22 protein-coding genes and 2 tRNA genes are annotated in these 26,232 nt (G+C 40.1%); 22 read left to right on the forward strand and 2 right to left on the reverse strand.

The window, feature by feature from the left end; translation table 11 throughout:
* The first annotated feature begins 14 nt into the window (after positions 1 to 14).
* The 11 genes from AB1H92_RS00380 to AB1H92_RS00430 all read left to right on the forward strand — a co-directional run bounded on the left by AB1H92_RS00380 (position 15) and on the right by AB1H92_RS00430 (position 11,433).
* A complete protein-coding gene (locus AB1H92_RS00380; RefSeq protein WP_115359660.1) occupies positions 15 to 266 on the forward strand; it encodes an EsaB/YukD family protein in 252 nt (83 codons plus the stop codon).
* Between the two features lie 39 nt (positions 267 to 305).
* A complete protein-coding gene (essB, locus tag AB1H92_RS00385) occupies positions 306 to 1,526 on the forward strand; it encodes a type VII secretion protein EssB (protein ID WP_115359661.1) in 1,221 nt (406 codons plus the stop codon).
* Between the two features lie 196 nt (positions 1,527 to 1,722).
* On the forward strand, positions 1,723 to 6,225 hold the full coding sequence (essC, locus tag AB1H92_RS00390) for a type VII secretion protein EssC (protein WP_243835627.1): 4,503 nt from the start codon (positions 1,723 to 1,725) through the stop codon (positions 6,223 to 6,225).
* 29 nt (positions 6,226 to 6,254) lie between these two features.
* Complete coding sequence (locus AB1H92_RS00395; RefSeq protein WP_115359662.1) at positions 6,255 to 6,644, forward strand: hypothetical protein; 390 nt, start codon at positions 6,255 to 6,257, stop codon at positions 6,642 to 6,644.
* Positions 6,631 to 6,930, forward strand: a complete 300-nt coding sequence (locus tag AB1H92_RS00400; RefSeq protein WP_115359663.1) for a WXG100 family type VII secretion target — start codon at positions 6,631 to 6,633, stop codon at positions 6,928 to 6,930. The genes AB1H92_RS00395 and AB1H92_RS00400 overlap by 14 nt, the downstream gene beginning before the upstream one ends.
* Positions 6,931 to 7,638, forward strand: a complete 708-nt coding sequence (locus AB1H92_RS00405; RefSeq protein ID WP_115359664.1) for a DUF5081 family protein — start codon at positions 6,931 to 6,933, stop codon at positions 7,636 to 7,638.
* Positions 7,631 to 7,972 carry a hypothetical protein gene (locus AB1H92_RS00410; RefSeq protein WP_115359665.1) on the forward strand — a complete coding sequence of 114 codons (342 nt, stop codon included), beginning with the start codon at positions 7,631 to 7,633 and terminating at the stop codon, positions 7,970 to 7,972. The genes AB1H92_RS00405 and AB1H92_RS00410 overlap by 8 nt, the downstream gene beginning before the upstream one ends.
* A gap of 156 nt (positions 7,973 to 8,128) precedes the next feature.
* Positions 8,129 to 9,880 (forward strand): HNH endonuclease, encoded by a 1,752-nt coding sequence (locus AB1H92_RS00415; protein WP_243835626.1) that lies wholly within the window; start codon positions 8,129 to 8,131, stop codon positions 9,878 to 9,880.
* 26 nt (positions 9,881 to 9,906) lie between these two features.
* Positions 9,907 to 10,380 (forward strand): SMI1/KNR4 family protein, encoded by a 474-nt coding sequence (locus AB1H92_RS00420; protein WP_115359666.1) that lies wholly within the window; start codon positions 9,907 to 9,909, stop codon positions 10,378 to 10,380.
* 218 nt (positions 10,381 to 10,598) lie between these two features.
* Positions 10,599 to 11,030 carry a hypothetical protein gene (locus AB1H92_RS00425; RefSeq protein WP_134268513.1) on the forward strand — a complete coding sequence of 144 codons (432 nt, stop codon included), beginning with the start codon at positions 10,599 to 10,601 and terminating at the stop codon, positions 11,028 to 11,030.
* Between the two features lie 100 nt (positions 11,031 to 11,130).
* Positions 11,131 to 11,433, forward strand: coding sequence for a hypothetical protein (locus AB1H92_RS00430; protein WP_115359668.1), 303 nt, complete (start codon positions 11,131 to 11,133; stop codon positions 11,431 to 11,433).
* A gap of 214 nt (positions 11,434 to 11,647) precedes the next feature.
* Here AB1H92_RS00430 and AB1H92_RS00435 read toward each other — a convergent pair.
* Positions 11,648 to 11,719 (reverse strand) — tRNA-Glu (locus tag AB1H92_RS00435).
* A 284-nt stretch (positions 11,720 to 12,003) separates the two neighbouring features.
* Positions 12,004 to 12,077: transfer RNA gene (locus AB1H92_RS00440), tRNA-Met, on the reverse strand.
* A 178-nt stretch (positions 12,078 to 12,255) separates the two neighbouring features.
* Between AB1H92_RS00440 and AB1H92_RS00445 the strand changes: the two genes are divergently transcribed.
* From AB1H92_RS00445 to folP, 11 genes are all read left to right on the forward strand, one after another.
* A complete protein-coding gene (locus tag AB1H92_RS00445; RefSeq protein WP_115359669.1) occupies positions 12,256 to 14,652 on the forward strand; it encodes a SpoIIE family protein phosphatase in 2,397 nt (798 codons plus the stop codon).
* 75 nt (positions 14,653 to 14,727) lie between these two features.
* Positions 14,728 to 16,125: a tRNA lysidine(34) synthetase TilS gene (gene tilS / locus AB1H92_RS00450; protein ID WP_115359670.1), complete on the forward strand. Its 1,398-nt coding sequence runs from the start codon at positions 14,728 to 14,730 to the stop codon at positions 16,123 to 16,125.
* Positions 16,126 to 16,141: 16 nt separating this feature from the next.
* Positions 16,142 to 16,684, forward strand: coding sequence for a hypoxanthine phosphoribosyltransferase (gene hpt / locus AB1H92_RS00455; protein ID WP_115359671.1), 543 nt, complete (start codon positions 16,142 to 16,144; stop codon positions 16,682 to 16,684).
* A gap of 324 nt (positions 16,685 to 17,008) precedes the next feature.
* Positions 17,009 to 19,024 (forward strand): ATP-dependent zinc metalloprotease FtsH, encoded by a 2,016-nt coding sequence (gene ftsH, locus AB1H92_RS00460; protein WP_115359672.1) that lies wholly within the window; start codon positions 17,009 to 17,011, stop codon positions 19,022 to 19,024.
* A gap of 184 nt (positions 19,025 to 19,208) precedes the next feature.
* The gene (locus AB1H92_RS00465) at positions 19,209 to 19,973 is read left to right on the forward strand and encodes a type III pantothenate kinase (RefSeq protein WP_115363974.1); all 765 of its coding nucleotides are present in this window, start codon (positions 19,209 to 19,211) and stop codon (positions 19,971 to 19,973) included.
* 17 nt (positions 19,974 to 19,990) lie between these two features.
* Positions 19,991 to 20,884, forward strand: coding sequence for an Hsp33 family molecular chaperone HslO (hslO, locus tag AB1H92_RS00470; RefSeq protein WP_115359673.1), 894 nt, complete (start codon positions 19,991 to 19,993; stop codon positions 20,882 to 20,884).
* Positions 20,856 to 21,779 carry a peptidyl-prolyl cis-trans isomerase gene (locus tag AB1H92_RS00475; protein WP_115359674.1) on the forward strand — a complete coding sequence of 308 codons (924 nt, stop codon included), beginning with the start codon at positions 20,856 to 20,858 and terminating at the stop codon, positions 21,777 to 21,779. Before hslO ends, AB1H92_RS00475 begins: the two co-directional genes overlap by 29 nt.
* Positions 21,780 to 22,012: 233 nt before the next feature.
* Positions 22,013 to 22,939, forward strand: a complete 927-nt coding sequence (cysK, locus tag AB1H92_RS00480; RefSeq protein ID WP_115359675.1) for a cysteine synthase A — start codon at positions 22,013 to 22,015, stop codon at positions 22,937 to 22,939.
* A gap of 159 nt (positions 22,940 to 23,098) precedes the next feature.
* Entirely contained in the window at positions 23,099 to 24,505 is a 1,407-nt protein-coding gene (locus AB1H92_RS00485; protein WP_243835625.1) for an anthranilate synthase component I family protein, read from the forward strand.
* A 19-nt stretch (positions 24,506 to 24,524) separates the two neighbouring features.
* On the forward strand, positions 24,525 to 25,385 hold the full coding sequence (pabC, locus tag AB1H92_RS00490; protein WP_115359676.1) for an aminodeoxychorismate lyase: 861 nt from the start codon (positions 24,525 to 24,527) through the stop codon (positions 25,383 to 25,385).
* On the forward strand, positions 25,376 to 26,227 hold the full coding sequence (folP, locus tag AB1H92_RS00495) for a dihydropteroate synthase (RefSeq protein WP_115359677.1): 852 nt from the start codon (positions 25,376 to 25,378) through the stop codon (positions 26,225 to 26,227). Before pabC ends, folP begins: the two co-directional genes overlap by 10 nt.
* The last annotated feature ends 5 nt before the right edge of the window (positions 26,228 to 26,232 follow it).

Here is a 26,232-nt window from a genome sequence, read left to right on the forward strand (position 1 = left end):
GTGGGAGGGGTACAATGCCAAAAGATACACATATCAATGTAACGATTGACTTTCACGATTGGGGGGGACCGGAGTACGATTTACGTATTCCGGCACACCAACCAGTCAAACAATTATTGGTTAATTTAGTCGATGTATTAAAGCTCGATGAGTCAAAGATGTCTCGATGCGCGATTAAAATACCGACAAAGCATTTACTGTTAACTGATGATGACCGACTTATAGACTTTAAAGTAACAGACGGAGACAGACTCATTGTTTTATAGAATGAGGAGCTGTTCAATTTTGATAAAGGAGTCAACAGGATGAGTGAGAAAACAATTGAACTTGAGTCAATGACCATTCAATTTAAAATCGAAAAAGATAAATGGAAGCTTAGTCTTCCAAAATCGCAAACGAATATGAAAGACATCCGCCAGCTTGCGCTAATGACGGAGCAATCAAACTACTCTGTACCCGTGACAGTAAATGATGCGTACGATTCGTTGGATTTTTCATTTGATATTCAGCCAAACACAAAAAGATGGGAAGATATCCAGAAGCTTGAACGTAATGATAAATTGCGTGCGCTTTGCAATGTTGCACGGTTTGAAGACTGCTTATCTACCAGGATAACATTTTTCCTACATCCAAATAATTTAGTTTTTGATGATAATTTAATGCCTTTTATCGTATATCGAGGGATACGCAATGTTGTCCCTCCTTTTGATTTGGATACCTCAAAATTTCTTTATCAATACAAATGTTTAGCAATTGCGCTATTTTCAAAAAAGTACTCTTTTGAAGAGCTGTACAATGGGTCATTAAATCATGCAAAAGATACAGAATTTGAACGTGAAATTAATGAAATAGAAGATATACATACACTTAAAGAATATCTAACTACTCAATATTTAAATGAACAAAAGATAACGGAAAAAAGTATGCAACTAGTCCCGCGTAAAAGGTTTCGTACATTTAAACAATTATCGATTATTATGTCAGGTTTGTCAGTCATCCTCGCCATTCCGCTCATCTATTTTAGTCTAATGAAAGTTCCTTACCAAGAAAAATTATTAGCTGCACACCAACATTTTCTTGCATCTGATTACGGGCAAGTTATTAATGATTTAGAAGGGCAACATGCGGAGAGATTACCGAATGCTACGAAGTATATTCTTGCTTACGCTTATGTGCACACTGAAGTAATTGGGGACCAGCAAAAGGCTGCCATTATGAATAATATTAGTCTGAAAAGTGATAAAAGCTATTTGCTCTATTGGATTTATAATGGCCGAGGAGATTTGGAAAAGTCGACGGACTTGGCAAAATATATTGATGATCCCGTACTAATTATTTATGGACTTATTAAACAAGTGGAACAGGCAAATAACGATCCGACCTTAAGCGGATCCGAACGAGAAGAACGCGTTCAAAATTTGAAAGAACAAATTAAGAAATACCAAGAACAATATGGCTTATTACCCGAAGACAATTTAACAAATCCAGAATCGGACTACGACCCAAACGAAAACATGGATGATTAGGAAGAAACTGGAGAAGACGAAGCCGAGGAATCTGAAGAAAAAGTTGAATCCGATAAGGATAAGAAAACTGATGACTGATGATTAGGTGCCTTAACTTCACTATTAATTATTAAAATAAATCAAAGTCATCTATTTAATAGTTTGATTTCATTGATTGAGGCGGAAATCAACAATTGTTTTGGAGAGGAAGAGTAAGATGGCAATCTTAATGCTAAATTACAACGACCAAATTCATAAAATCCAATTTACTTTACATGAACGAAAAAAAGCGACAATTGGCAGCGAATGGTCAGACACTGTGACATTATTAACGATAGATAAGCAACTGATGATTGAATGGGACGGTGAAGTGTGCCATGTAGATGGTCAACGTTTAGAGGCAAACGACCAGAAAACAATCAGTTGGGCACACCACGCTATCCATTTCTATTTACTGGATGCGTGTAAGTGTGCGATTTACGATTGTGCATCCGAAACGAGTGTAACATTTGGTGTGCATGATTATGACGATATTACAATTGAAAATTCAAATGCTGATTTTATGCTCGTACGTGATCAGCTAGGCAGTCCATTCACATTAAAAGTATTTGGTGGAAATATATATGTGAATCATTTACTTGTCACAGAGGATGTCTTACTCGAACCGGGTGATCATTTTTATTTTGACGGTGTGCTAGCCGAAGTTGGAAAAGAAGATATTCAAATTTTAGCAGCAGAAAATCGTGTGTCTTCGAAACTCGTACAACTTTTACAGACGAATCACCATTTAGACGAGGACTATCCAGATTATCATCGTTCGCCTCGAATTATATACCGGGAACCTGAGGATAAAATAACAATCGGCAAACCGTCAAGTAAACCTACAAAGCCAAGTGAACAACTTGGTCGTGTTATTGTACCGCCATTGGTTATGATTGCTGCGATGATACTTGTTTCGTTTTTAAGAACGAATGGAATTTATATTATTATCATGCTTTCCATGACAGTAACGACTGTCATTTATTCAATTATCTCTTACGTGAAAAATGTAAAGCAATATAAAGCTGACATGAAAGAACGTGATGTCAGTTATCGGGACTATTTAAAGAAAAAAACAGCGGAATTATATGGTGCTAGGGAAGAGCAGCGCCATGCATTAAATTACCACTATCCGGATGTTGTAAAGTTACGTGAAATGGCTCAGAACGTCGATGCAAGAATTTACGAAAAGACGATGTTTCACCACGACTTTCTCACCTATCGAGTGGGATTAGGTTCAACGGAATCAAGTTTTGAACTCGATTTTAGCGAAGAAGAATTTACATTAGAAAAAGATGAATTGATGGATGCTGCGCGAGCATTGCGTTCGCAGTATGTCGATTTAACTGATGTGCCGGTTGTGACGGATTTAATGAATGGTCCGGTGGGGTATATCGGACAGCGGAAGCTCGTAATAGATCAGTTGCAATTACTTGTTATGCAAACAGCATTATTTCATAGCTACTATGATTTACAGTTCATTAACATTTTTCCTGAAGAAGAAAAAGCAGAGTGGGATTGGATGCGTTGGTTGCCTCATGCAAGCTTACAAGATATTAATGTACGCGGTTTTGTCTATCATGAGCGTTCACGCGACCAAGTACTGAACTCGCTTTATCAAATTTTAAAAGAACGTAAACAGGCGATTGATGAAAAAGGAAATAAAAATGAGAAATTATACTTTTCTCCGCATTATGTTGTCCTAATTACCGATGAAAAAATGATTTTAGATCATATCGTAATGGAATTTTTCAATGAAGATCCAAGTGAATTAGGCGTGTCGCTCGTATTTGTCCAAGAAGTGATGCAGTCGTTGCCTGAACATGTAAAAACAGTTATTGATATTCGAGATTCAAACTTTGGAAACATTATTTTAGAGCGAGAAGAGCTCGTCAACCGTCAATTTACACCGGACCATTTTCCGGTTGGGTTCGACAAGGAAGCGATATCACGCGCTTTAGCACCGCTTAATCATTTACAAAACTTGAAAAACTCAATCCCCGAAACCGTCACGTTCCTTGAAATGTACGGTATCGAAAAAGTTGAGGAACTAGATATTTCTAGACGGTGGGCGCAAAACGAAACGTACAAAAGCCTAGCTGTGCCGTTAGGATTACGCGGAAAAGATGATGTCGTCAAATTAAATTTACACGAAAAAGCACACGGACCTCACGGTTTGGTTGCAGGAACGACAGGGTCGGGTAAATCAGAGATTATTCAAAGTTATATCATTTCGCTAGCTGTTAACTTTCACCCATACGAGGTGGGCTTTCTGCTCATTGACTACAAAGGCGGCGGAATGGCGAATTTGTTCAAAAATCTCCCGCATTTATTAGGGACAATTACGAACTTAGACGGCGCACAATCGATGCGTGCACTCGCTTCGATTAAAGCGGAATTACAAAAACGTCAACGCCTATTCGGTGAACATGACGTAAACCATATTAACCAATACCAAAAACTTTATAAACAAGGTGAAGCAAGCGAGCCTATGCCTCATTTATTTTTAATATCAGACGAATTTGCGGAATTAAAGGCAGAACAGCCTGACTTTATGAAAGAACTCGTTTCAACAGCGCGAATCGGTCGTTCACTTGGGATTCACTTAATCCTTGCGACACAAAAGCCGAGTGGTGTTGTAGACGATCAAATCTGGTCAAACTCGAAATTTAAATTGGCACTTAAAGTACAAGACGCCAGCGATTCAAATGAAATTTTAAAAACACCTGACGCGGCTGAGATTACATTGCCAGGAAGAGCGTACTTACAAGTCGGCAACAATGAAATCTACGAATTATTCCAAAGTGCTTGGAGCGGGGCTGACTACATTCCTGAAAAGGAAGAACAAGAACTAGTCGACACAACCATTTACGCAATTAACGAACTCGGCCAATACGACATTTTATCTGAAGATTTAAGCGGTCTTGGCGGTAAAGAAGAAATTGCAAAAGTCCCGACAGAGCTTGATGCGGTAATTGACCATATTGATGAATATACAGCTTCTCAACAAATCGAACAGCTGCCAAGACCGTGGTTGCCGCCGTTGGAGGAAATGATTTATTTGCCAGAACTACATGAAGTGAGCTATAAAACGTCTTGGTATGAGGAGAAAAAGCCGCTTGTAGCAACGATAGGACTACTGGATATTCCGGAAATGCAAGCGCAAGAACCGCTTTCCATTGACTTCTCAAAAGATGGCCATTTGGCAGTGTTTTCTAGTCCGGGATACGGGAAATCAACATTCCTTCAAACAATTGCGATGGATTTGGCTAGGCAGCATAGTCCGGAGAGGCTGCATATGTATTTAATTGACTTAGGCACAAACGGACTGCTCCCTTTAAAAGACTTACCCCATGCTGCAGATACAATTATGGTGGATGAAGAGGTTAAATTAAGAAAGCTCATTCGCCGTTTAGGAAATGAATTAAAGGAGCGAAAACATAAATTAAGCCAATATGGTGTAGCGAACATCCTTATGTATGAGCGTGCAAGTGGAGAGGAAGTTCCAACGATTTTATTAATTATCGATACGATAGATTCCGCGAGAGACGCTGAATACAATGAAGAGTTCGAGCAAATTACAGCGCAAATTGCAAGGGAAGGCGGAAGCGTCGGCATCCATTTATCAATCAGTGCCGGCCGTCAAAACGCTATGCGACTACCATTACTTTCGAACATTAAAAATCAAATTTCACTCTTTATGATTGATGAAATGGAACCAAGAAGCATCGTTGGCAGAACGTCATTAACCATAGAGGAAATACCAGGCCGAGGGTTAGTAAAGGTTGAAGAACCAACAATCTTTCAAACGGCATTGCCTGTGAAAGGCGAGGAAGCTTTAGAAATAATTGAAGGAATTCAACAGGAAAGCAAAGAGATGACGGTAACATGGAAAGGTGCGTTACCATTACCAATTCCGATGGTGCCTGAAATAGTCTCCTTCTCTGAATTTATGAAGAGAAAAGAAACGAAAGAGATGATTGCAAACGGCGGTATCCCATTTGCGGTAGATATGGAGGACGTAGAGCCGGTTGAATTAACTGTTGTCAAAGATCAGACAACGTTAATATTAGGGGATTTAATCGACACTGTAGAAAGAACTTTTGTCATGCTTATGGGGAGTATTTCCAGTAATGAGCATATTGATGTAGGATTGATTGATAATTCATCCACAAGGTTTGGTGCATTTAAAGACCATGTGGACTTATATGCAAAGGACAGCGGAGAAATCGACGTTTACTTAGAACGGTTACAAAATCTTTTTGAGACAAGAGAAGACGCATTTCGCGAAGTTCAAACGGCAACTGATGGGCACGCAACAATCAATGACTTTCTTAAAGAAATACGCCCAATGATTACTTTTATTACGGATGCCTCATTTGTCATTGAAGAGCTTTCAATGACGAGTCAAGAGACATTAGCCAAATTAATCGAAGGCGGAGCAAGAATGGGCATTTACTTTGTTATAGGCGCTGCGCACGGTGCAATCGATAGGTTGTATGATGACATTTCAAATGCACTGAAAAAGCAAAAAACAGGCGTGTTGATTGGCAGAATTGCTGACCAGAACATATTAGAAGTGATGAATCGTTCCTATAGAGAGAAAAATTTAGAGCCTTACGAAGCTTATTATATTAAGCATGGCAATGCGGAAAAGATCAAAATTGCAGCGTCCCATTAATTAAGTAGTAGAGAGGAAGTGCATTTACATTGTTTAGCTTTTTCGTAAGAACGGAAAGTGATAGAAAAAGAGACGAGTACAATAAGTTGCATGGAAATCTACAAAGGGCACTTGATAAGCACGATAAAATAGTCGCTGAAGCAGAAGCAGCCTACTCGAGCTATACGGGTTCTGTTCCAAATTTATCAAACACTAAAGTCCCTTCAAATGATTTTGATCCAAAACGTGAAGAGTTAACTAGGAAATTATCCAGGTATTTAAGCGATGAAAAACGCAAAAGAAGTGACCTTGTCAGCGCGAAAAATCAGGCATATCAACGTTACGTCTATTATAAAAACTTGGCGCTGAGAGAAGCGGAGGAAAGAGCGGAAAAAAGGCGTAAAGCATTGGAGGATTTCTTTGGCTATGGGAAACGTTAAAATTGACGGCAGAAAAGTTGATGAAGCATTAGCCGCGGCGAAAAGTATAGAAGCATCGATTAAGAGTACCGCTAAAACTTGTGAGAGCTTACTAAGTTTTGTTCGTTCAGCTAATTGGAGCGGGAATTCGAGAGATAGTTTCTTATCTTATTTAGAAATTATTCTACCTTATCACAAAGAAATGATAGATGCAGTGGAAAAACAAACGAAAGCGTTAAATAATTTGGAAGGCTATATTAACGATTTCCAACAGGACAGTTCGGTGAAAGAAGTGAGGAGTCTGTAAATGAATACGTCAACAGAGACATTTAACGTCGTTGAACTTTATTTATTATCCGGGGCATTTGATGGGAATGCGCTTTTCGGTCTACCTGAAAAAGAAATCTATCAACTCAAAGGTGAAGCGATTTTCAAAGAAGCGAATGAACGGTTGAAAGAAAAAGGAATTCTTACTCCAGAAGGTAAATTAACGGATGGCGGGGCGCACGTCATCCAAGCGCTTGAACATTACTATCAAAGTGCGAAGTATGTCCGAATTAACAATCTCATGTTTGCATTTCGGGAGAAAGATGCTGACGAAGTCATCCTTTTAGTGGAAGTGGAAGAAAAAGAAACGTACCAGCTATACGTTGTTTCCAAAGCAATCGCTTTAAGGTTGCTAGGGGAAAGGTTTCCGCTTGTTTTAAGAGAGCCGGATGAAAAGGAAAAAACATTTTTAAAAGAAGAATTATCGAATCGGGAAAGGCGAGAAATTGATAGTTTTGAGCCTGAAGAAATGTTTATGAATATCGAGTTCTTTCATTTAGAAGAGAAGGAAAAATCCATATCTAATTCCCGTTATTATCAACAATGGTTCGTATTCACGAAGGATGAAAAATTAATGATGGTAGATGTTGTGAATAAAAAGTACTACCATGCAAGCCAATATTGGTTTTTGAAGATGCTCTTTGATGAAATGGACTTTCCTTACAAGGAGGTGCAGCTAAATGGCTAAGCCAGTTGCAATAGATAATGGGGGGGGCGGTGCTGCCCCGTTAATCGAAATTAATCCTGATGAAATCACGACGATTTATAATCATTTACAAGAAATTATTACAGAGCTAGAAAGCAATGTTGTACCGAACGTTGAAAAAATTGGGGAATTAAATTATTACACCGCTGGAAAAGCTGAAAAGGCAATGGAAGTCTATGCAGAAGCCAATACAAAAATATTAGAATTGCAGGATCATTATGTCCGTGCTTCAACGTTGGTCATCGATATTTTAAACACAATGCTGCAGACGGATGCCGAAGTTGCGGAAAAAATTATCGCAAAGTTAAAAGTGTAAGTTTCAATAAATTTTATGTTCCCCACGATAATTTATTCGTTAAAAAACTGGTTTAAGTTGGAATTAAGTTCAGAATAGCAATCGCTTCGTTAAGCGAAGAAACCTTCACTTTTGGTGAGCTTAAAAAATCACCGCAAAAACTGGAGCTGTGATAAGATGGATGTAAAATATATTTCAGCAGATTGGGAAAAAATGCGGTCCGCACTTAAGAACGTCGTTGGGGCCGGATGGGGAGCAGGGACAATTGGTGAACTGATAAACCTGAATAAAAATCTTGAGAAAGCCGAGGCGGGTATCGCTAAATACGATAGCGATGGCGTTATTTCATTTTCCCACCTAGATCGAGAGCGAACTTATAAAGGGTTGGACGAAGACTTTAATGTCTTATATCAGTTTACGAATAAAGTCGGGGGGATTGTCGATCGCACAATTGACCAGCCATTTTACGAAGATATGGATGCTTTCGTAGCAAAAATCCAAGGGATATCAATATTAGATCAAAAAACGACAAACCGAATTGGTGCAACAACGACAGTACACTTCCAAGGTTATCGGACTGAAGTCGAAAAACAAGAAGTTACTATGGAAGACTTGTTAAACGGAGACAACTTTTACAGCAAACAAATGAAATTAGAGTATGAAGCATGGAAAGAAATGAACGCGGATCAGGAAATTACTCAAGAAGAATACCAAACCGCTGCACTCAATACCCGGGCATTTGGATATGAATCTATTAAGGACGGTCAATTAAACAAAGAATTTTGGGTGAATATTGCCGCAGTCGTGGTCATTGTTGGTACCGCGCTTATCTGTCCACCTGCCGGTATCGCATTAGGTGCCGCATACGGTACGGCTGAACTCACATCGACCGTCACCGGGAAAGACTGGGTATCCGGCCGTGAACTCGATACGGGGGAGCGTGTATTGCGAGGGGTGCTTGCACCAATAGACATTCTCCCAGCGGCATCAGCCGTGAGGGGCTTTAGTGGTGCGGCTCGAACTACCCGTGCAGGAAGTAGTTTCAAAGACCTTGGCATTAACGTTAAAACAAACATGAAGCAAGTAGAAACAAAAGTCGTTCAAATTAATGATGCCGTGGTGACCGCCTCACAACAGGCGACCATGCGATTGAAAAATGCCAGCGCAGTTGTAAAAGAGCGTGTTAAAGAAATACCGAATAAAATTGCTAACCAGGCGATTGATGCCGCCAAAGTTGTTGATAAAACAGTTACCAATACGAAAACCATCCTTAATAATCTAACACCTGAACCTGCCCTTGTTGGCGGGGTTGTTAAACAGACAGCGGAAAACACGCATACCGTGGAAAATACGATGAGAAATATCGTGGGTCGGGTTCCGGGGGTTAATATTGGGGGACCGGGTGAGTTTGTTAAGAAATCTAATATTGCCGGGAAGTCCAATCTAGAAAATATAGAAGGATTTGTTAAGGGGACCAAAAAATTCGATGATGTTCTTGATGATTATGCCCTCATTTATGGGGATATTGTAAAGGCAAACAGGCCATGGTCATGGCAAGACGATTTTATTGGTAAATTAACAGCGAATCAAAGAAAAAGGATAAAAGAGCGTGCCTTGGAATTACATTCTGAGATACCTAAAATTGAAGTGAAAAAAGTAGAAGGGTTAAAATTTGGGTATGCCGATTTTAAAGGGGCAGATGTAGTACTGTTTGATGACGTATTACCAAGGGAATTATGGTTGGCGACAGATGATGTGCAGTTTAAATGGCTAAATAATAGGTTGCCGGGTAAGGTTCAACCTGAAGGAACAACTTGGCATCACTCTGAAGTAGATGGAAAGATGGAACTTGTACCATTCGGTATCCATAATATCACAAAGCACAATGGTGGAAGAACAAAAGGACATTGGGCAGATGCACCACGATAGAAAATTAAATCAGAGGTGAACGGGTTATGAAGATTGAAAATAATAGTATTATATTTCCTACGCCAGACGATAAATTAATAAGTAGGGTAGAAGAAAGCTTTGAAATTAAATTTCCAACAGATTTTATTGATTTTATTTTAAAGAATAACGGGGCTATTCCAATAACCAGGTTTTTCCGACACGGGTCTAATAGATATGTAGTAGATCGCTTTCTTTGTTTGCTGGATCAGCCAGGAGTAAATGATAAAGGTATGTATGATATAAAAGTCGTATTTAGCCAACTAGATGAAAGAATTATTTCAGATGGAGATGCTACTGGAGCTGAATTGGTACCTTTTGCAGCCCTATTTGCTGGAAATTTTGTATGCCTGGATTATAGTGAAAATAAAAAAGAACCAACGATTTGTATCTGGTATAACGAAGAATCGGATGAATTTGAACCTGTTACAGAAAAAATTGCGGATAATGTAAGTGATTTTCTTGGAATGTTAGAAGAATAACCCTTCTTTTAGTCTCCATAGTTATTTACTTACTTTCGTCTATTTTAAGCGTTTTTGTTTTTGTTAAAAAACTTTATGAATAACATTTAATATCTACTCATAAAGCACTCGATTGTCTCCTCAAGGCATCGGGTGTTTTTGTTATCCTACCTTTACCATAGTATTGTATTAGGATTCATATGTTTGCACCAATAGACATTCTCCCGGCGGCATCAGCCGTGAGGGGCTTTAGCGGCGCTGCCCGAACTACCCGTGCAGGAAGTAGTTTCAAAGACCTTGGCATTAACGTTAAAAGAAACATGAAGCAAGTAGAAACAAAAGTCGTTCAAATTAATGATGCCGTGGTGACCGCCTCACAACAGGCGACCATGCGACAGAAAAATGCCAGCGCAGTTGTAAAAGAGCGTGTTAAAGAAATACCGAATAAACTTGCCGACAAGGCGATTGATGCTGCTAAAGTGGTAGACGAAACGTTTACCAATACGAAGACAATATTTAATCCCAAAACAGAATTCGCCTTTGATGGCGGTGTTGTTAAACGGTCAGCGGATAACACGCATGTTGTAGAAAGTACGATGAGAAAAATCCTTTTGTCACTGATATTGACATTAGTATTGGTTGGGAGAACCACGATAATCACGGGGAAATAATTGATTATCATTTCTTTTCTGGCGTAAGTTTTAATAGTGGTAATGACAATCCAATTGAAAAGTATAATCAAATGAAAGATGAAGAATAGGGGGGAGCGAGATGGGCAAAGATTACATTTTAACCACGGACGTTGGAATGTTAACTTTAGCGAGGCAAGGCATTTATGGATACGATGAAGGTAGGATCAATCAAGTTGATTTTGAAAAAATGTACAACGCAAAAGTGATAGACCAATTCATCGACCCAAAATCAGGTTTTTCCGGCTATGCCTTACAAGATCCTTCTGGCGAAATTGTTATTGCTTACGGTGGAACGCAACCCGATCAAGAAGGTAGAGGAGATCTTATTACAGATGGGTTAATTGTCGGCTATCATTACACGATTTATGGTCATCTAGCTTAACCCAAATAAAAACACTCCTCAATCCACCCATTCAACGATAAGCGACAAAACCTGTTAAATATTTGTCGTTTCATTTTTGCATTAATCGCCAGGAGGGAAGATAAAAATATAATATTTTAATGGATTAATATACTTAAAAAATAAAAAAACTGTTAAACAGAGTTCTGCTTAACAGTTAAATAAGATGGTAAAGTATAGGTTTTTAAAGAATTAATGACCCCTACGGGATTCGAACCCGTGTTACCGCCGTGAAAGGGCGGTGTCTTAACCGCTTGACCAAGGGGCCTTGAGAATAAACAATAAGTTGCCTTCAGCTTTTCTAACTGTCTAGCTTCAAAGCCCAGCCCCTCGAGTCACAATTCGTTTTGCTGTGGTGGCTGAAGAACTGCCTCCTCGCAAAACGCTTTGTGCTTGTCGGGGCTACCCGGGCTTTTCAGCATTTCTAACTGTCTAGCTTCAACGGTCAGACTCTCGGGTCATAAGCCAAATTGTCTATGCGACAAAAAGCGCCGCTTCGCCAATTCGTCTTATGCCTGTCGAGTCTCCCAGACCGTTTCAGCTTTTCTTTAATGGCGGCGGAGGGAGTCGAACCCCCGACCTTACGGGTATGAACCGGACGCTCTAGCCAGCTGAGCTACGCCGCCGTGTTGAAGCAACATTTACTATACTACATATCTATTGAAATAAAGTCAATACTTCGGCAAATAGAAAAATAGTTCGGAATGCGTCGAAAAGTTTTAATAGTTTCTTGTCACGAACAGACAAATTCTTTCCGACTTTCTATGTATACTCAACAGTACGTTGACATAGGGGGTATGGAAAATGAAATTAACGAGTAATATGGAAAGACCGATGATGCAACCGATTCGAACGTTTTTTGAGGAGATTAGAAGGAAAAGAATGGACATTGTGATTACAATCTTCTTTTTAGTTGGTTCATTTTTCTTGGCACAAGCCGTATTGTTTGATGCAGCGGTACCATTTTTCTTACCAGTTTGGGCGTTAGCGAGTGCGCGTTTTCGAAAGCATTTGGTGTGGGTATTTATAGGAGGGATGGCGGGAAGTGCATTTCTAGGGTTTGGACAAGCCGTCATTCATTTATTACAACTTGGTCTTTTCCATATGATTATTCGGTATCCGTTTGCTAGGAAATCGATTCAATTTACAGTTGCTGGATGTGTCCTTTTCGTTCAACTTTTATGGCAACTTTTGATGCATGCTGGTCAATTGCCACTAGATGTTCAGTTTTTCATTGGGTTTGAAGTGATTTTGGCGTTGTTTATGACGTTTTTTCTGTTTCTAGCATTTCCTTCTGCCGATCGTATCTTCTTTGGGGAGTGGACGCCTGAACGATTAGGGGCCGCGTGTATTATTGGTGTCATGGCGATAACGGGTATGCAAGGATTAATGATTGGGCATGTCTCTGTAGCGGGTGTTTTTATCCATTTAATTATTTTGTTAGCAGCACTCATAGGAGGGTTACCATTTGCTACAACTGTTTCAATGATAGTCGCTGCGATTATCGGATTGGCGGAGTTGTCATTTACGGGCATGATGGCTGTTTACGGGATGACTGGCTTTTTTGCAGGTGCTTTTCGTAAATTCGGAAAGTTAGGGATTGCTGTAGGCGCAGCGTCTGTCTCTCTTTTCTTCTTCTTATATGATTTGACATTGCCGTTAGACTCTACGCATTTTGTAACAATTGGGGTTAGTACATTGTTATTTTTCTTAATTCCTTCCAAGAAAGTAGAGCCGCTCAAGCGGGTGTTTGCTTCGAAGGATGATGTAGAGGGGAAGCGACAAAAATGGCTCGCTGAACGGTTGGATGAGCAATTACAAGATTTTCAACAATTTGCGGACTTCATGTCGACGCTGGTCAGTGGAAAAGGGACTGAACAAGGAGGGCAAGATGGACTCACGATGTCAATTCCGACTGTATGCCAATCGTGTTTCCGGTATTCAAAGTGCTGGGAAAGTGGAGAGAGTGATATGATTCAGCTTACACGAGAGTGGGAGAGTACGTATTCCTTAACTAAAAAATCAGCCAGACGTCGAGTGGAAGAGAAAATGAAATATAAGTGTATTCGTCATGCGGGTCTAGTAGAAGAATTAGAGGAGCAAGCAGCGGGACGGTTATTAAATGGTCAACTCTTACATGGTCGGAAGATGTTAGCCTTACAGTTGCGTGATATGAGTACTCATTTAGATAAAGTGATGAATGATATAAAAGAAGATTTATCTGTTTACAAACCTGCTGAGGAAGAGATTGCGAGACAGTTTGAAGAGCAAGGACTAGAGTATTTTCAAATTGATATTTTATCGGAAGAACCAGGAAGCAGACGGGTTGTTTGTTGTATTCCTGAAAAGAAATCCGATTTTGAAACAGATACAACACTGGCGGAACGGTTTATTTTACCGATACTTGAGCAATATTACAAAGAGCCTTTCAAGGTAACAAAGTCAGCTGTGAAGCAAGAGCCTTTTTCACATGTTCGCGTTACATTGGAATCCACTGTAAGGTTTTCGTTTGACTATGGCGTCATGATGGCATCGGGTTATCAAACTTTTCAAGCAGGCGATGCTTACGAAGTGTTTTATATTCATGAGGGATTGGCAGCGGTTCTTTTATCCGATGGTATGGGACAAGATATTAATGCGTATCATGAGAGTCGTAAAGTCATACGTTTAATGAGAGAATGTCTCAATCGAAAGATGAATCCAGAAACAGCGATGCATACGTTACATTACATGATGTCTCTAAATGGGTTGGACGATATGTATGCCACGCTAGATCTTGCCCTAATTGATTTGCAAGATGGTCGATTATGGTCCTGGAAAGCAGGGTCAATGAGTACGTACATTAAACGTGGGGAAGACTTCCTAAGATTAGATAGTCAATCGGTGCCTGTCGGATTTTTACCTTCACCATCGATTGAGGCGAAAAGTGAACAACTGAAATCAGGGGATATTCTTGTCATGATGACAGACGGAATCTTCAATGGTGAGGTTTCGTTACAGTTACAAGAAAAAGCATTATACGGTATACTAGAGAAATATGGTTCAGAAAACTGTGAAGAGATTGCCGAACGAATTGTGAATGAACTAGAACGTCGTTTTCAGTCTGTGGAGGACGACCGAACAGTTTTAGTGTTGAAAATCGATCATGTTCTTCCGGAGTGGTCGAGTTTTACACCCTACTCAAGAGTGCTTTCTTCATAAATAATATAAATTAAATTAGTGAAATGTAATTGGCAAAGATTGATTTAAATCATAATAAAAGGAGTTGGGAGAGCGATGCAAGGATTCGACAAAAAAGTTTATCAGTTCATCCAAGAACATTTGTTAGTTCAACCAGGTAGTCGGATCCTTATTGCTTGCTCGGGTGGTGTCGACTCTATGGCGCTACTTCATTTTTTTGCAACAAATAGAAAATGGCTTCAGATCGATATAGGGGCCGCTCACGTGGACCATATGTTACGGGGAGAAGAATCTGCTGCGGAAAGTAAATTTGTTGAAAAGTTTTGTGAGGGTGTTGGAATACCTTTTTACGGCGGCAACGTTCCGGTACCAGCTATCTTAAAGCGAACAGGCGGAAATGTCCAAACAGTTTGTCGTGAGGGTAGATATGAATTTTTTGATGAAGTTATGCGCAAACACCGTTATGAATATCTTGCGACTGGACATCATGCGGAAGATCAGCTTGAAACAGTTCTTATGCAAGTGACAAAAGGAAGTAGTCCATTAGGTATGCCGATTAAAAGAAGGTTTACAATAGGCACGCTCATCCGTCCGTTCTTATCCGTAGATAAAGCCGAAATTTATCAATATGTGAAAGAACGTGAAGTCCCATATCATGAAGACCCGAGCAATCAAAGTGATGATTATATGCGGAATCGTTTTAGGCGTTATATAGTCCCCTATATGGTGCGCGAAAATAAATCTGTCGTTAAAAATATTGTCCCTTTAACAGACGAACTTCAAGAAGATGAAGCGTTGTTACAACAATTAGCAAAAGAGCAAGTGGAACTGCATGTGGAATTTACTCATGATGGCTTCCCTTCAATGAATGTAAAGACATTTCAAAGCATACCAACTGCTTTACAAAGACGGGTGATTCCTCTACTATTAGATTATCTTTATCATCAGGAAAATAGTGCTTTATTTTATAAATCTGACCTCATTCGTCAACTTCTGGAACATCTCCATTCGCAAGATGGGAATGTATCCATTGATCTACCATATGGTTTCCATTTTCTCCGTGAATACGATAAATTTACATTAAGATCCAAACATGCCGTACAACCGCAACAAATTCCTTTGCTAAGAGGAGAAAAGGTCTACTGGGATGATTACTTATGGTTGTATTGGGAGAAAATATCAGATGTGAATAACGATATACTTTTAAGCGCGAAAGAAGTCACTTTTTTCGATTTGCCAGAGGAATCGTTACCCCTGTCGGTTCGCCCGAGAAAAGAGGGGGATCGAATCTTATTGCAAGGGATGACACAAGCGAAACGGTTATCGAGGTTGTTTATTGATGAAAAAGTGAGTCGGACTTTACGTGACCAATTACCTGTTATTGTAACGAAACAGGAAGAAGTATGCGCCGTACCGAGTTTAAGGTATGGAAATAAATTTACAAAGCAGCAAACTGCCGATAGCAAATACATATTTGTTGTAGGGAACAATTAATTTAGGAGGAATTTTGATGCTTGCGAATGACATTGAAGAAGTTTTAATATCTGAGGAAGAAATCCAAGAAAAAGTAAACGAGCTTGGTGCAATCCTCACAGAGGAATACCAAGATAAATTTCCGCTTGCAATTGGTGTGCTAAAAGGAGCACTTCCTTTTATGAGTGATCTAATTAAGAAAATAGATGCGCATATTGAATTGGATTTTATGGACGTATCTAGTTATGGAAATGCAACAGTTTCCTCTGGTGAAGTGAAAATCATAAAAGATTTAAACACAAGCGTAGAAGGTAGAGATATTTTAATCCTTGAGGACATTATTGATAGCGGTAAGACGTTAAGTTATCTTGTTGACTTGATGAAATATAGAAAGGCAAACTCTATTAAAATTGTTACGCTTCTTGATAAGCCGAGTGGCAGGAAAGTGGATTTGGAAGCAGACTACATTGGTTTTAATGTTCCAGATGCATTCGTAGTAGGTTATGGACTAGACTATGCAGAGAAGTATAGAAATTTACCTTACATCGGTGTGTTGAAGAAAGAGATTTATTCTTTTTAAAAGAGCTCTAGCAACCCTATCTATTTATAAAAAACGTTATGAATATAAGGCATTTTCGTTGTAGATTGAATCAGACCTATGATAAGATTTACAATAGTTTTCTGTTTAACTTCTTATAAAAGAAGGTAATGATTTTAAGGAATTGTATATTGAATGCAACTTAGTTTTTTATTCAGCAAAAGGCTTGAATGAACACTGCTGAATTATTGTAAAGCCTCCGGCAGATTCCGCAAATTTTGAATGGGCATGCAGTATGATAGCTACATTCGAATTTAGGAAACAATAACAAAGAGGCGTAATTGATTGAAATGGGGAGGCTTTGGGATGAATCGGATACTTCGATACTTTCTATTATACGGACTAATCTTCCTAGCAATTATGGGGATATTTGGTTCGCTGAACAGTGCAAATCCAAAAACGAAGCCACTTACTTACAATGAGTTTATTATTGCGTTGGAAAAGGGAGAAGTTACGAATGCGACCTTCCAGCCTGATCAGCTCGTCTATGTAGTAAGAGGTGAAATGAAGGGGTATGAAGAGGGAGAAGAGTTCCTCACTAATATTCCACAAAATGATGAAGCGTTATTAGGAGATATTCGTAATATTGCCTCGTCGACTAATACTAAAGTTGAGTTTTTAAAAGCGCCAGAAACAAGCGCATGGGTATCGTTCTTTACTGGACTTGTCCCTTTCATCATTATATTTATCTTGTTCTTCTTCTTGCTTAACCAAGCGCAAGGCGGGGGCGGCGGTCGTGTGATGAATTTCGGAAAGAGTAAAGCGAAACTCCACACGGACGATAAGAAGAAGGTTGGCTTTAAAGATGTCGCGGGAGCAGACGAAGAGAAACAAGAACTCGTTGAGGTCGTTGACTTTTTGAAAGACCCACGTAAATTTATAGAAGTCGGTGCTCGTATTCCTAAAGGGATTTTGCTCGTAGGACCTCCTGGAACAGGTAAGACGTTGTTAGCACGTGCAGTTGCAGGTGAGGCGGGTGTACCGTTTTTCTCAATTTCAGGTTCTGATTTTGTTGAAATGTTCGTAGGTGTCGGGGCATCACGTGTACGTGACCTTTTTGAAAATGCGAAGAAGAATTCACCTTGTATTATTTTCATTGACGAGATTGACGCAGTTGGTCGTCAACGTGGCGCAGGACTTGGTGGCGGACACGATGAGCGTGAGCAAACACTTAACCAACTTCTTGTTGAAATGGATGGTTTTGGTGAAAACGAAGGCATTATTATCGTAGCTGCTACGAACCGACCAGATATTTTAGACCCTGCACTTTTACGTCCGGGACGTTTTGACCGTCAAATCACTGTTGGTCGCCCAGATGTAAGAGGTAGAGAGGCAGTATTAAAAGTACATGCGAGAAACAAACCGTTAGATGATTCAGTGAACTTAAAAGCGCTTGCACAACGTACGCCTGGGTTCTCAGGTGCAGACCTTGAAAACTTATTAAACGAGGCTGCGTTAGTTGCGGCAAGACGAAATAAAGTGAAGATTGATATGGCCGATATCGATGAGGCGACAGACCGTGTGATCGCGGGGCCAGCTAAAACGAGTCGGGTCATATCAGAAAAGGAACGAAATATCGTTGCCTTCCATGAGGCGGGACACGTAGTTATCGGCCTTACACTTGACGAAGCAGACATCGTCCATAAAGTAACGATTGTTCCGCGTGGGCAAGCCGGCGGTTATGCGGTTATGCTTCCGAAAGAAGACCGTTACTTCATGACGAAGCCGGAGCTTCTAGATAAGATTGCTGGTTTACTGGGTGGACGTGTTGCGGAAGAAATTGCACTTGGTGAAGTTTCGACAGGTGCACATAATGACTTCCAACGCGCAACAGGAATTGCACGTTCAATGGTAACTGAATATGGAATGAGTGAGAAACTTGGTCCATTGCAATTTGGTCAGTCTCAAGGTGAAGTTTTCCTTGGCCGTGATTTTAGTTCTGAACAAAACTATTCAGAGTCTATAGCGTATGAAATTGACCAAGAAATGCAACGTATTATTAAAGAGCAGTATGACCGAACAAAAGAAATTCTGACGGAAAAAAGAGATCTTTTAGACTTGATTGCAACAACATTACTTGAAGTTGAAACGCTCGATGCGGAGCAAATTAATCATTTGAAAGATCACGGTACATTACCTGAACGTTCTTATGATAATAATGGTGGAAACGGGAAAGTGATTGATTCGTCTACCGAAGTTGATCAGAAAGAAACTATGCCCGATTCAACAGGTGCACCAAATGATCCGTCCATTGGTGACCTACCAAAAGAGTTCGATGGTGATAAGCCATCTAACCCTATTCAGGAAGAGCGTAGAGATTAATTTAATTCAACAAATGATAAAAATTTGAATTGTAATCTGCTTGCACAATTCAAACAAACGCAATCACACGAGGGCGTGATTGACCAGAGAACTGACTGTTTCCTTTTTTGAAGCAGTCGGTTCTTTTTCGTTCCATAAGTGTGGTATGATATGGGAAAATGTCGAAGTTAGCGAGGAATCGAATATGATACTAGTGATGGATACAGGGAATACGAATATTGTCCTCGGTGTTTATGAGGGAAATGAACTTAAATATCATTGGCGTATGGAAACGTATAGACATAAAACGGAAGATGAATATGCAATGCAGGTAAAATCGTTGTTTACACATGTCGGTCTACGTTTTGAGGATATTCATGGAATTATTATCTCATCCGTTGTCCCACCGGTAATGTTTCCGCTTGAGCAAATGTGTCAGAAGTACTTTAATATAAAACCGGTAGTCGTTGGGCCAGGCATTAAAACGGGGCTCAATATTCAGTATGAAAATCCACGTGAAGTTGGAGCGGACAGAATTGTGAACGCGGTTGCAGCAATTGAAGAATACGGAAGCCCGCTAATCATTGTAGACTTTGGAACGGCAACTACCTATTGTTATGTTAATGAAAATGGTGGTTATATGGGCGGTGCAATTGCACCAGGGATTGGCATTTCAATGGAGGCGTTATTTGACCGTGCATCGAAGTTACCGCGAATCGAATTAACGCGACCTGACAATGTTGTTGGTAAAAATACGGTGACAGCAATGCAATCGGGAATCGTCTTCGGTTATGTTGGTCAAGTTGAAGGGATTGTTGCGCGTCTAAAAGCACAGAGTAAGGAAGAGCCTAAAGTAATTGCAACAGGTGGTATGGCAGATTTAATTGCAAGTGAGTCCAATGCAATTGATGTCGTTGATAATTTCCTAACACTGAAAGGACTTCATCTGATTTACAAGAGAAACAAATAAAGGAGAAGAAATATACTATGGAAGATTATTTAGTAAAAGCGATTGCTTATAACGGGGAAATCCGTGCATATGCTGTTCGGTCAACGGAAACGATTGCGGAAGCACAACGACGTCACGCTACATGGCCAACTGCAACAGCTGCGCTTGGAAGAACGATGACTGCGGCTGTGATGATGGGTGCTATGTCCAAGGGTGACGATAAGTTAACGGTGAAAATTGAAGGGAACGGTCCAATTGGTGCAATGATCGTAGATGCCAATGGACACGGTGAAGTTCGTGGTTACGTAACCAACCCGCAAACACATGTTGATTTAAATGAAGTTGGTAAATTAGATGTACGTGGTGTTGTAGGAACAGACGGTATGTTAACGGTTGTTAAAGATTTAAATATGAAAGATTTCTTTACGGGACAAGTGCCACTTGTTTCAGGCGAAATCGCTGAAGACTTTACAGAGTACTTTGCTGTTTCGGAGCAAGTTCCTTCTGCGGTTGCACTGGGTGTTCTTGTGAATCCAGATAATACTGTAAAAGCGGCTGGCGGCTTTATTATTCAAGTGATGCCGGGGGCTACTGAAGAAACAATTAGCACGTTAGAAAAGCAAATTGCTAATATGGAACCAATCTCAAAAATGGTAGATAACGGTTTGACACCGGAAGAAATTTTAAATGAAGTGCTTGGTGCTGAACAAGTGCAAGTTCTAGATAAAATGGACGTTCAATTTTCATGTAACTGTTCAAGAGAACGTTTTGGCAATGCAATTATTGGTCTTGGAGAAAAAGAAATTAACGAGATGATTGAACATGAAGGACAAGCCGAGGCGAATTGCCATTTCTGTTTGGAGACATACGTTTATCCAAAAGAAGAGCTGGAAGGTTTCTTAGATGAGATACGGACACAATCGAAAGAGTGAACCGACTCTACCTCAACAACGCAGACTGAAAACGAAGCCGTTGCTAATCATCATTGGCATTCTTTTCGTCTGCAACCTTCTATGGTTTATTGCTTGGCTTATTCCTTCAGGGTCTAAAAAAAGTAACGAAGAAGTTGCATCTGTCAATGATAATGCAATTACACGCGAAGAATGGATGGCCGCTATGGAAGGGGAAATTGGACGCGAAACGTTACGAGAGTTAATAAACGATAAAGTAATGGAGGAAGCGGCGAAAGAATATGGAATTGTAGTATCCGAGAAAGAAATTGACCTGGAGCTGGCGCTTATTCACGCAAGCGATAATCAGGCTTACACAGGTTTGGATACGGACAAAGAGCGTGAAAAAATCCGGTCAAATCTTATATTAACAAAGGTGTTAACGAAAGATATTGTAATTGAAGATAAGGCGATTCAGGAAAACTATGAACAGAATGCAGCGTTATATAACACTAAAGATGCCAATCGAACCTCAATTATCATAGTAAAGACAATAGATGAGGCAAACCAAACATTGAGAGAGTTGAAGGAAGGTTCAAGTTTTTCGGTTTTGGCGAAAGAACGATCTATCGACATGGCCTCGGCGAATCTTGGTGGAGATATAGGATATATTAATGAATCGACGGATTTTGTTGACGCCTCTATCGTTCAAGCCGCGTCCAAGTTAATGGAAGATACAATAAGTGAACCCGTGGCGTTAAAAGATGGCACATATGCGGTTATCTATGTGAGTGATAAATTGAAAGGTCGAAACTTCAAGTTGAAAGAAGTAAAAGAACATATTAAACGTGAACTTGCATTAGCGCAGTTGCCGCAAACGGTGAGTCCGGAAACTTTTTGGAAAGACTTTGATGCAAAGTGGTTTTATGACGAGTAATGACAAAAAACACTTTAAACGATTCGTTTCGTTTAAGGTGTTTTTTATTTTGTGTAATTATTTTCTGGGAAATAAGTGGAGGCTAAGCTTGAGTCATTTTAACGTGTTTTAAGAGTGTTATTGATATAAATATTGTTACAAAAACCATATAAAAGATTGACAACCGGCACGTTTTAATAGTAAGATTAATACATTAAAGCATACCAAAATAGTAGGGATTAGGAGAGAGGCACATGACAATCGTTGGGAATACAATAGCGGATTTGGTTGGTAAGACTCCTCTTGTGAAAGTAAATCGATTAAATGGTGAAAATGACGCGGATATTTATTTAAAGTTGGAATATTTTAACCCTGGTTCAAGTGTAAAAGATCGTATTGCGCTTGCAATGATTGAAGCGGCGGAAAAGTCGGGGGAGCTACAAAAAGATAGTACCATTATCGAACCGACGAGCGGAAACACAGGGATTGGACTTGCGATGATCGCTGCTGCGAAAGGCTATAAAGCAGTTCTTGTGATGCCAGATACAATGAGTTTAGAACGCCGAAATTTGCTTCGTGCTTATGGTGCGGACTTAGTGTTAACGCCTGGAGTAGAGGGAATGAAAGGTGCCATTACTAAGGCGGAAGAACTTTCGAAAGAAAATGGATGGTTTATGCCGCAACAATTTAACAATGGAGCAAACCCGGAAGTCCATCGTTTAACGACGGGACCTGAAATTGCAGATGCGCTAGATAGGGTTGATGCATTCGTTTCAGGAATCGGAACTGGTGGGACAATTACGGGAGCAGGTTTAGTTCTAAAAGAGCGTTTTCCAGATGTGAGGATTGTTGCAGTAGAGCCGGAAGAATCTGCTGTTTTATCTGGTCAGCAACCAGGGCCACATAAAATTCAAGGAATCGGGGCTGGTTTCGTACCGAAAGTTTTAGATACGGATATTTATGATGAGCTCATTCAAGTTTCAGGAGAAGACGCTTATGAAACAGCTAGACGTGCAGCACGTGAAGAAGGGATTCTTGGTGGTGTATCTTCAGGGGCTGCCATTTATGCAGCGCTTCAAGTTGCGAAAGAACTTGGAAAAGGGAAGAAAGTGGTAGCTGTTCTTCCATCCAACGGAGAACGTTATTTAAGTACACCGTTATATGCATTTGAAGAAGAATAATAATACATTCAAGAGAAGGCGATAATGCCTTCTTTTTTTGATTTCTAAAATAAAGTGTCCTCGCATTTTTGTTTATTTGTAATTCCCTCAACTTTTGTCGTGCATAAAAGGTCTGTTGTACGGTAAAATGAAAGTACTATCGGTACCGGGAGGACATACATGAAAAAGCAACAAGTACCGGCCTATACGGCTAAAGAAATGTCAAAAGAACAATTTTTTGATGCATATCAGCAACTCGCTCAAAATGAGCAAGAACACATCTTATTGGAAAGTGGGCGTGATGGAAAGTTTTCTATCGCTGGTGTAAATCCACTTGCAAAAATAGAAGCGCTAGACGGAGAACTTTTACAAGTCGTTTGGCGTGACGGAAAAGAAGAGGTCTTAAAAGGTGATCCATTAGAGAACCTAACGAAACTCGTTCAGTCTTACAAGATTGAAGCGATACCAGAGTTACCTGTTTTTCAAGGTGGGGTTATTGGATTTATTAGCTATGATTACGTGCGCCGTTATGAAAGTTTACCGAACTTAACAAAGCAGTTCGCCGAGACGCCTGATTTGTATTTTTATTTATTTGATGAATGGGCGGTGCTCGACATCCAAAAAGAAAAAGCTTATTTCATGGCGCTTCCTGAAAGTGCGATCGATACGAAGACAGTGGCTAAAAAATGGCTGGATGCTGCTGAAGTAGCGGAACACAATGTATTTAAATCACAGGAAGAAGTGCCGACAGACGACTTGCAAGTGTCAGTTACTGGGCCGGAATTCGAGGAAATGGTAGAAGCTGTACAGGCGTATATTGAAAAAGGGGATGTGGTTCAAGTGAATTTATCTGTTCGACAATCAAAACCACTCCATGTAATGCCGTTGACCTATTACGAGGCATTGCGACAAGTGAATCCGTCGCCGTATATGGCCTTTATTGGAGCTGAAAAGTTTTCAGTTGCTTCGAGTTCACCTGAATTATTAGTAAAAAAACGAGGAGACCAGCTTGCAACTCGTCCAATTGGTGGAACGAGACGAAGAGGCGCGTCGGAAGCAGAGGATTTGAAGAATGAGAATGATTTGTTATCGGATGAAAAAGAAAAAGCCGAACATATCATGCTGGTGGAATTGGAAAAAGAAGATTTTTCTCGTGTTTGTGAACCAGAAACTGTAGAAACAAATGAATTTATGGTTGTAGAACGCTATTCGCATGTTATGCACCTCGTCTCGAATGTAAGAGGTATTGTAGCGGAAGGTCAAACAAATGCGGATATTGTGAAAGCAGTTTTTCCTGGCGGTACGATTACAGGTGCGCCAAAAGTTCGTACGATGGAGATTATTGAAGAACTTGAACCGGAAAAGAGAGGTTTGTATACAGGTTCAATCGGCTGGTTCGGTTTTAATGGTGATTTTGAATTAAATGTCGTGATTCGAACGGCGTTTATTCAAGATGAAGTTGTTCATATTCAAGCGGGAGCAGGGTTGGTTGCTGATTCCGTTCCGAAAAATGAATATATTGAATCCCTTGCGAAAGGGCGGGCGCTTTGGCAAGCAAAAGCAACTGCGGAATTGAATAAAAGGTAATGTAGAGGAAGTGGCGTTCGTGTTATGTTGGATGAATGGTGCTTATATGCCTGCTGATGAGTTGAGCATATCCCCTTTTGATCATGGTTTTTTGTATGGGGCAGGTTTTTTTGAGACGTTTCGAACATATGAAGGACATGTGTTTTTATTTACAGAACATATGAATCGCTTAAAACAGGCGCTGGCAGATTATCGAATTGCGATGCCTTACGAAGATGATGAGATATTAACGGTGATTCGTAAATTGGATGAAGCAGCAGACGGTCGAGATGGTTATTTTCGGTTAAATGTTTCTGCTGGTGTCCATGATATCGGGCTTGCCCCAAACGCTTATACGAAGCCGAATGTGATTGTTTTTCGAAAAGAGTTGCCGAATGTAAAGCAAGAGGCTTCGAAAGAAGGTGTTTGGTTAACTACACCGCGCAATGAACCAGAAAGTTCTGTACGTCATAAATCCCATCATTTTTTAAACAATATTGGCGGACGTTTAGAGTTACCTTCTTTAAAGGAGTACGAAGGATTATTTCTTACGAAAGCTGGCTTTGTTGCGGAAGGCGTTACGTCTAATGTGTTTTGGGTGAAAGATGGTGAGTTGTATACTCCGAGTATAGAAACTGGCATTTTGCCTGGCACAACGAGGAAGTTCGTGATGCGTATAGCAGAAAGTATTGGGGTACCTGTTCACGAAGGTTTTTATTTGAAGGAAGATGTAGAAGCGGCTGATGAATTGTTTGTGACGAATGCAATTCAAGAACTGGTTCCGTTACATAGCATTGCAGAAGTGAAAATGCCTGGTGCTGAGGGTCCTTATTATAGAAGATTGATTGCGCATTATCACAAAGCAATAGAAGAGAGAGAGGGTTTTAAAGAATGGAATTAGCGTTTGCAAAAGATATTTATCGACTTGGGAATCAAGAAATAGACTTTCGACATGAAACGATCATAATGGGTATATTAAATGTCACGCCGGATTCGTTTTCAGACGGAGGGAAATATGGGCATATCGATATGGCCTTAAAACATGCAGAAGAAATGCTTCGTGATGGCGCGAAAATTATCGATATTGGTGGTGAATCGACGCGTCCAGGTCATGCGCCGGTTTCATTGGAAGAAGAACTTGAAAGAACGGTTCTAGTAGTTGAAGCAATTACACGTGAATTCGATTGCATTGTTTCGATTGATACATATAAAGCTGAAGTTGCTGAGGCGGCAGTTCAAGCAGGTGCGCATATAATTAATGATATTTGGGGTGCAAAGCGAGAACCGAAAATTGCTGAAATTGCAGCTAAGTACGGCGTTCCGATTATATTAATGCATAACCGGGAAGTTGCTGAATATGAAACTACTTTGCCTGAAGAAATGCAAAAAGATTTACAGGAGAGTATCGATATTGCTTTAGCCGCAGGTGTACGGCAGGAAAATATTTGGTTAGATCCGGGTGTTGGTTTTGCTAAGGACACGGCTCAAAACATTATCGCGATGCAAAGTTTACAAGTGATTTCAAGAATGGGTTACCCGGTGTTACTTGGGACGTCTCGTAAATCACTTATTGGAAATGTGCTGAATTTGCCGGTAGAAGAACGTTTGGCAGGTACAAGTGCAACGGTTTGTTATGGAATTGAAAAAGGCTGTCATATTATGCGTGTTCATGATGTGAAAGAAATCGCCCGTGCGGCAAAAATGATGGATGTATTGGTAGGAAAAGCAAAGTTCAGCGGGTAGGGGGA

The organism is Sporosarcina pasteurii (assembly GCF_041295575.1).
Lineage (GTDB): Bacteria > Bacillota > Bacilli > Bacillales_A > Planococcaceae > Sporosarcina > Sporosarcina pasteurii.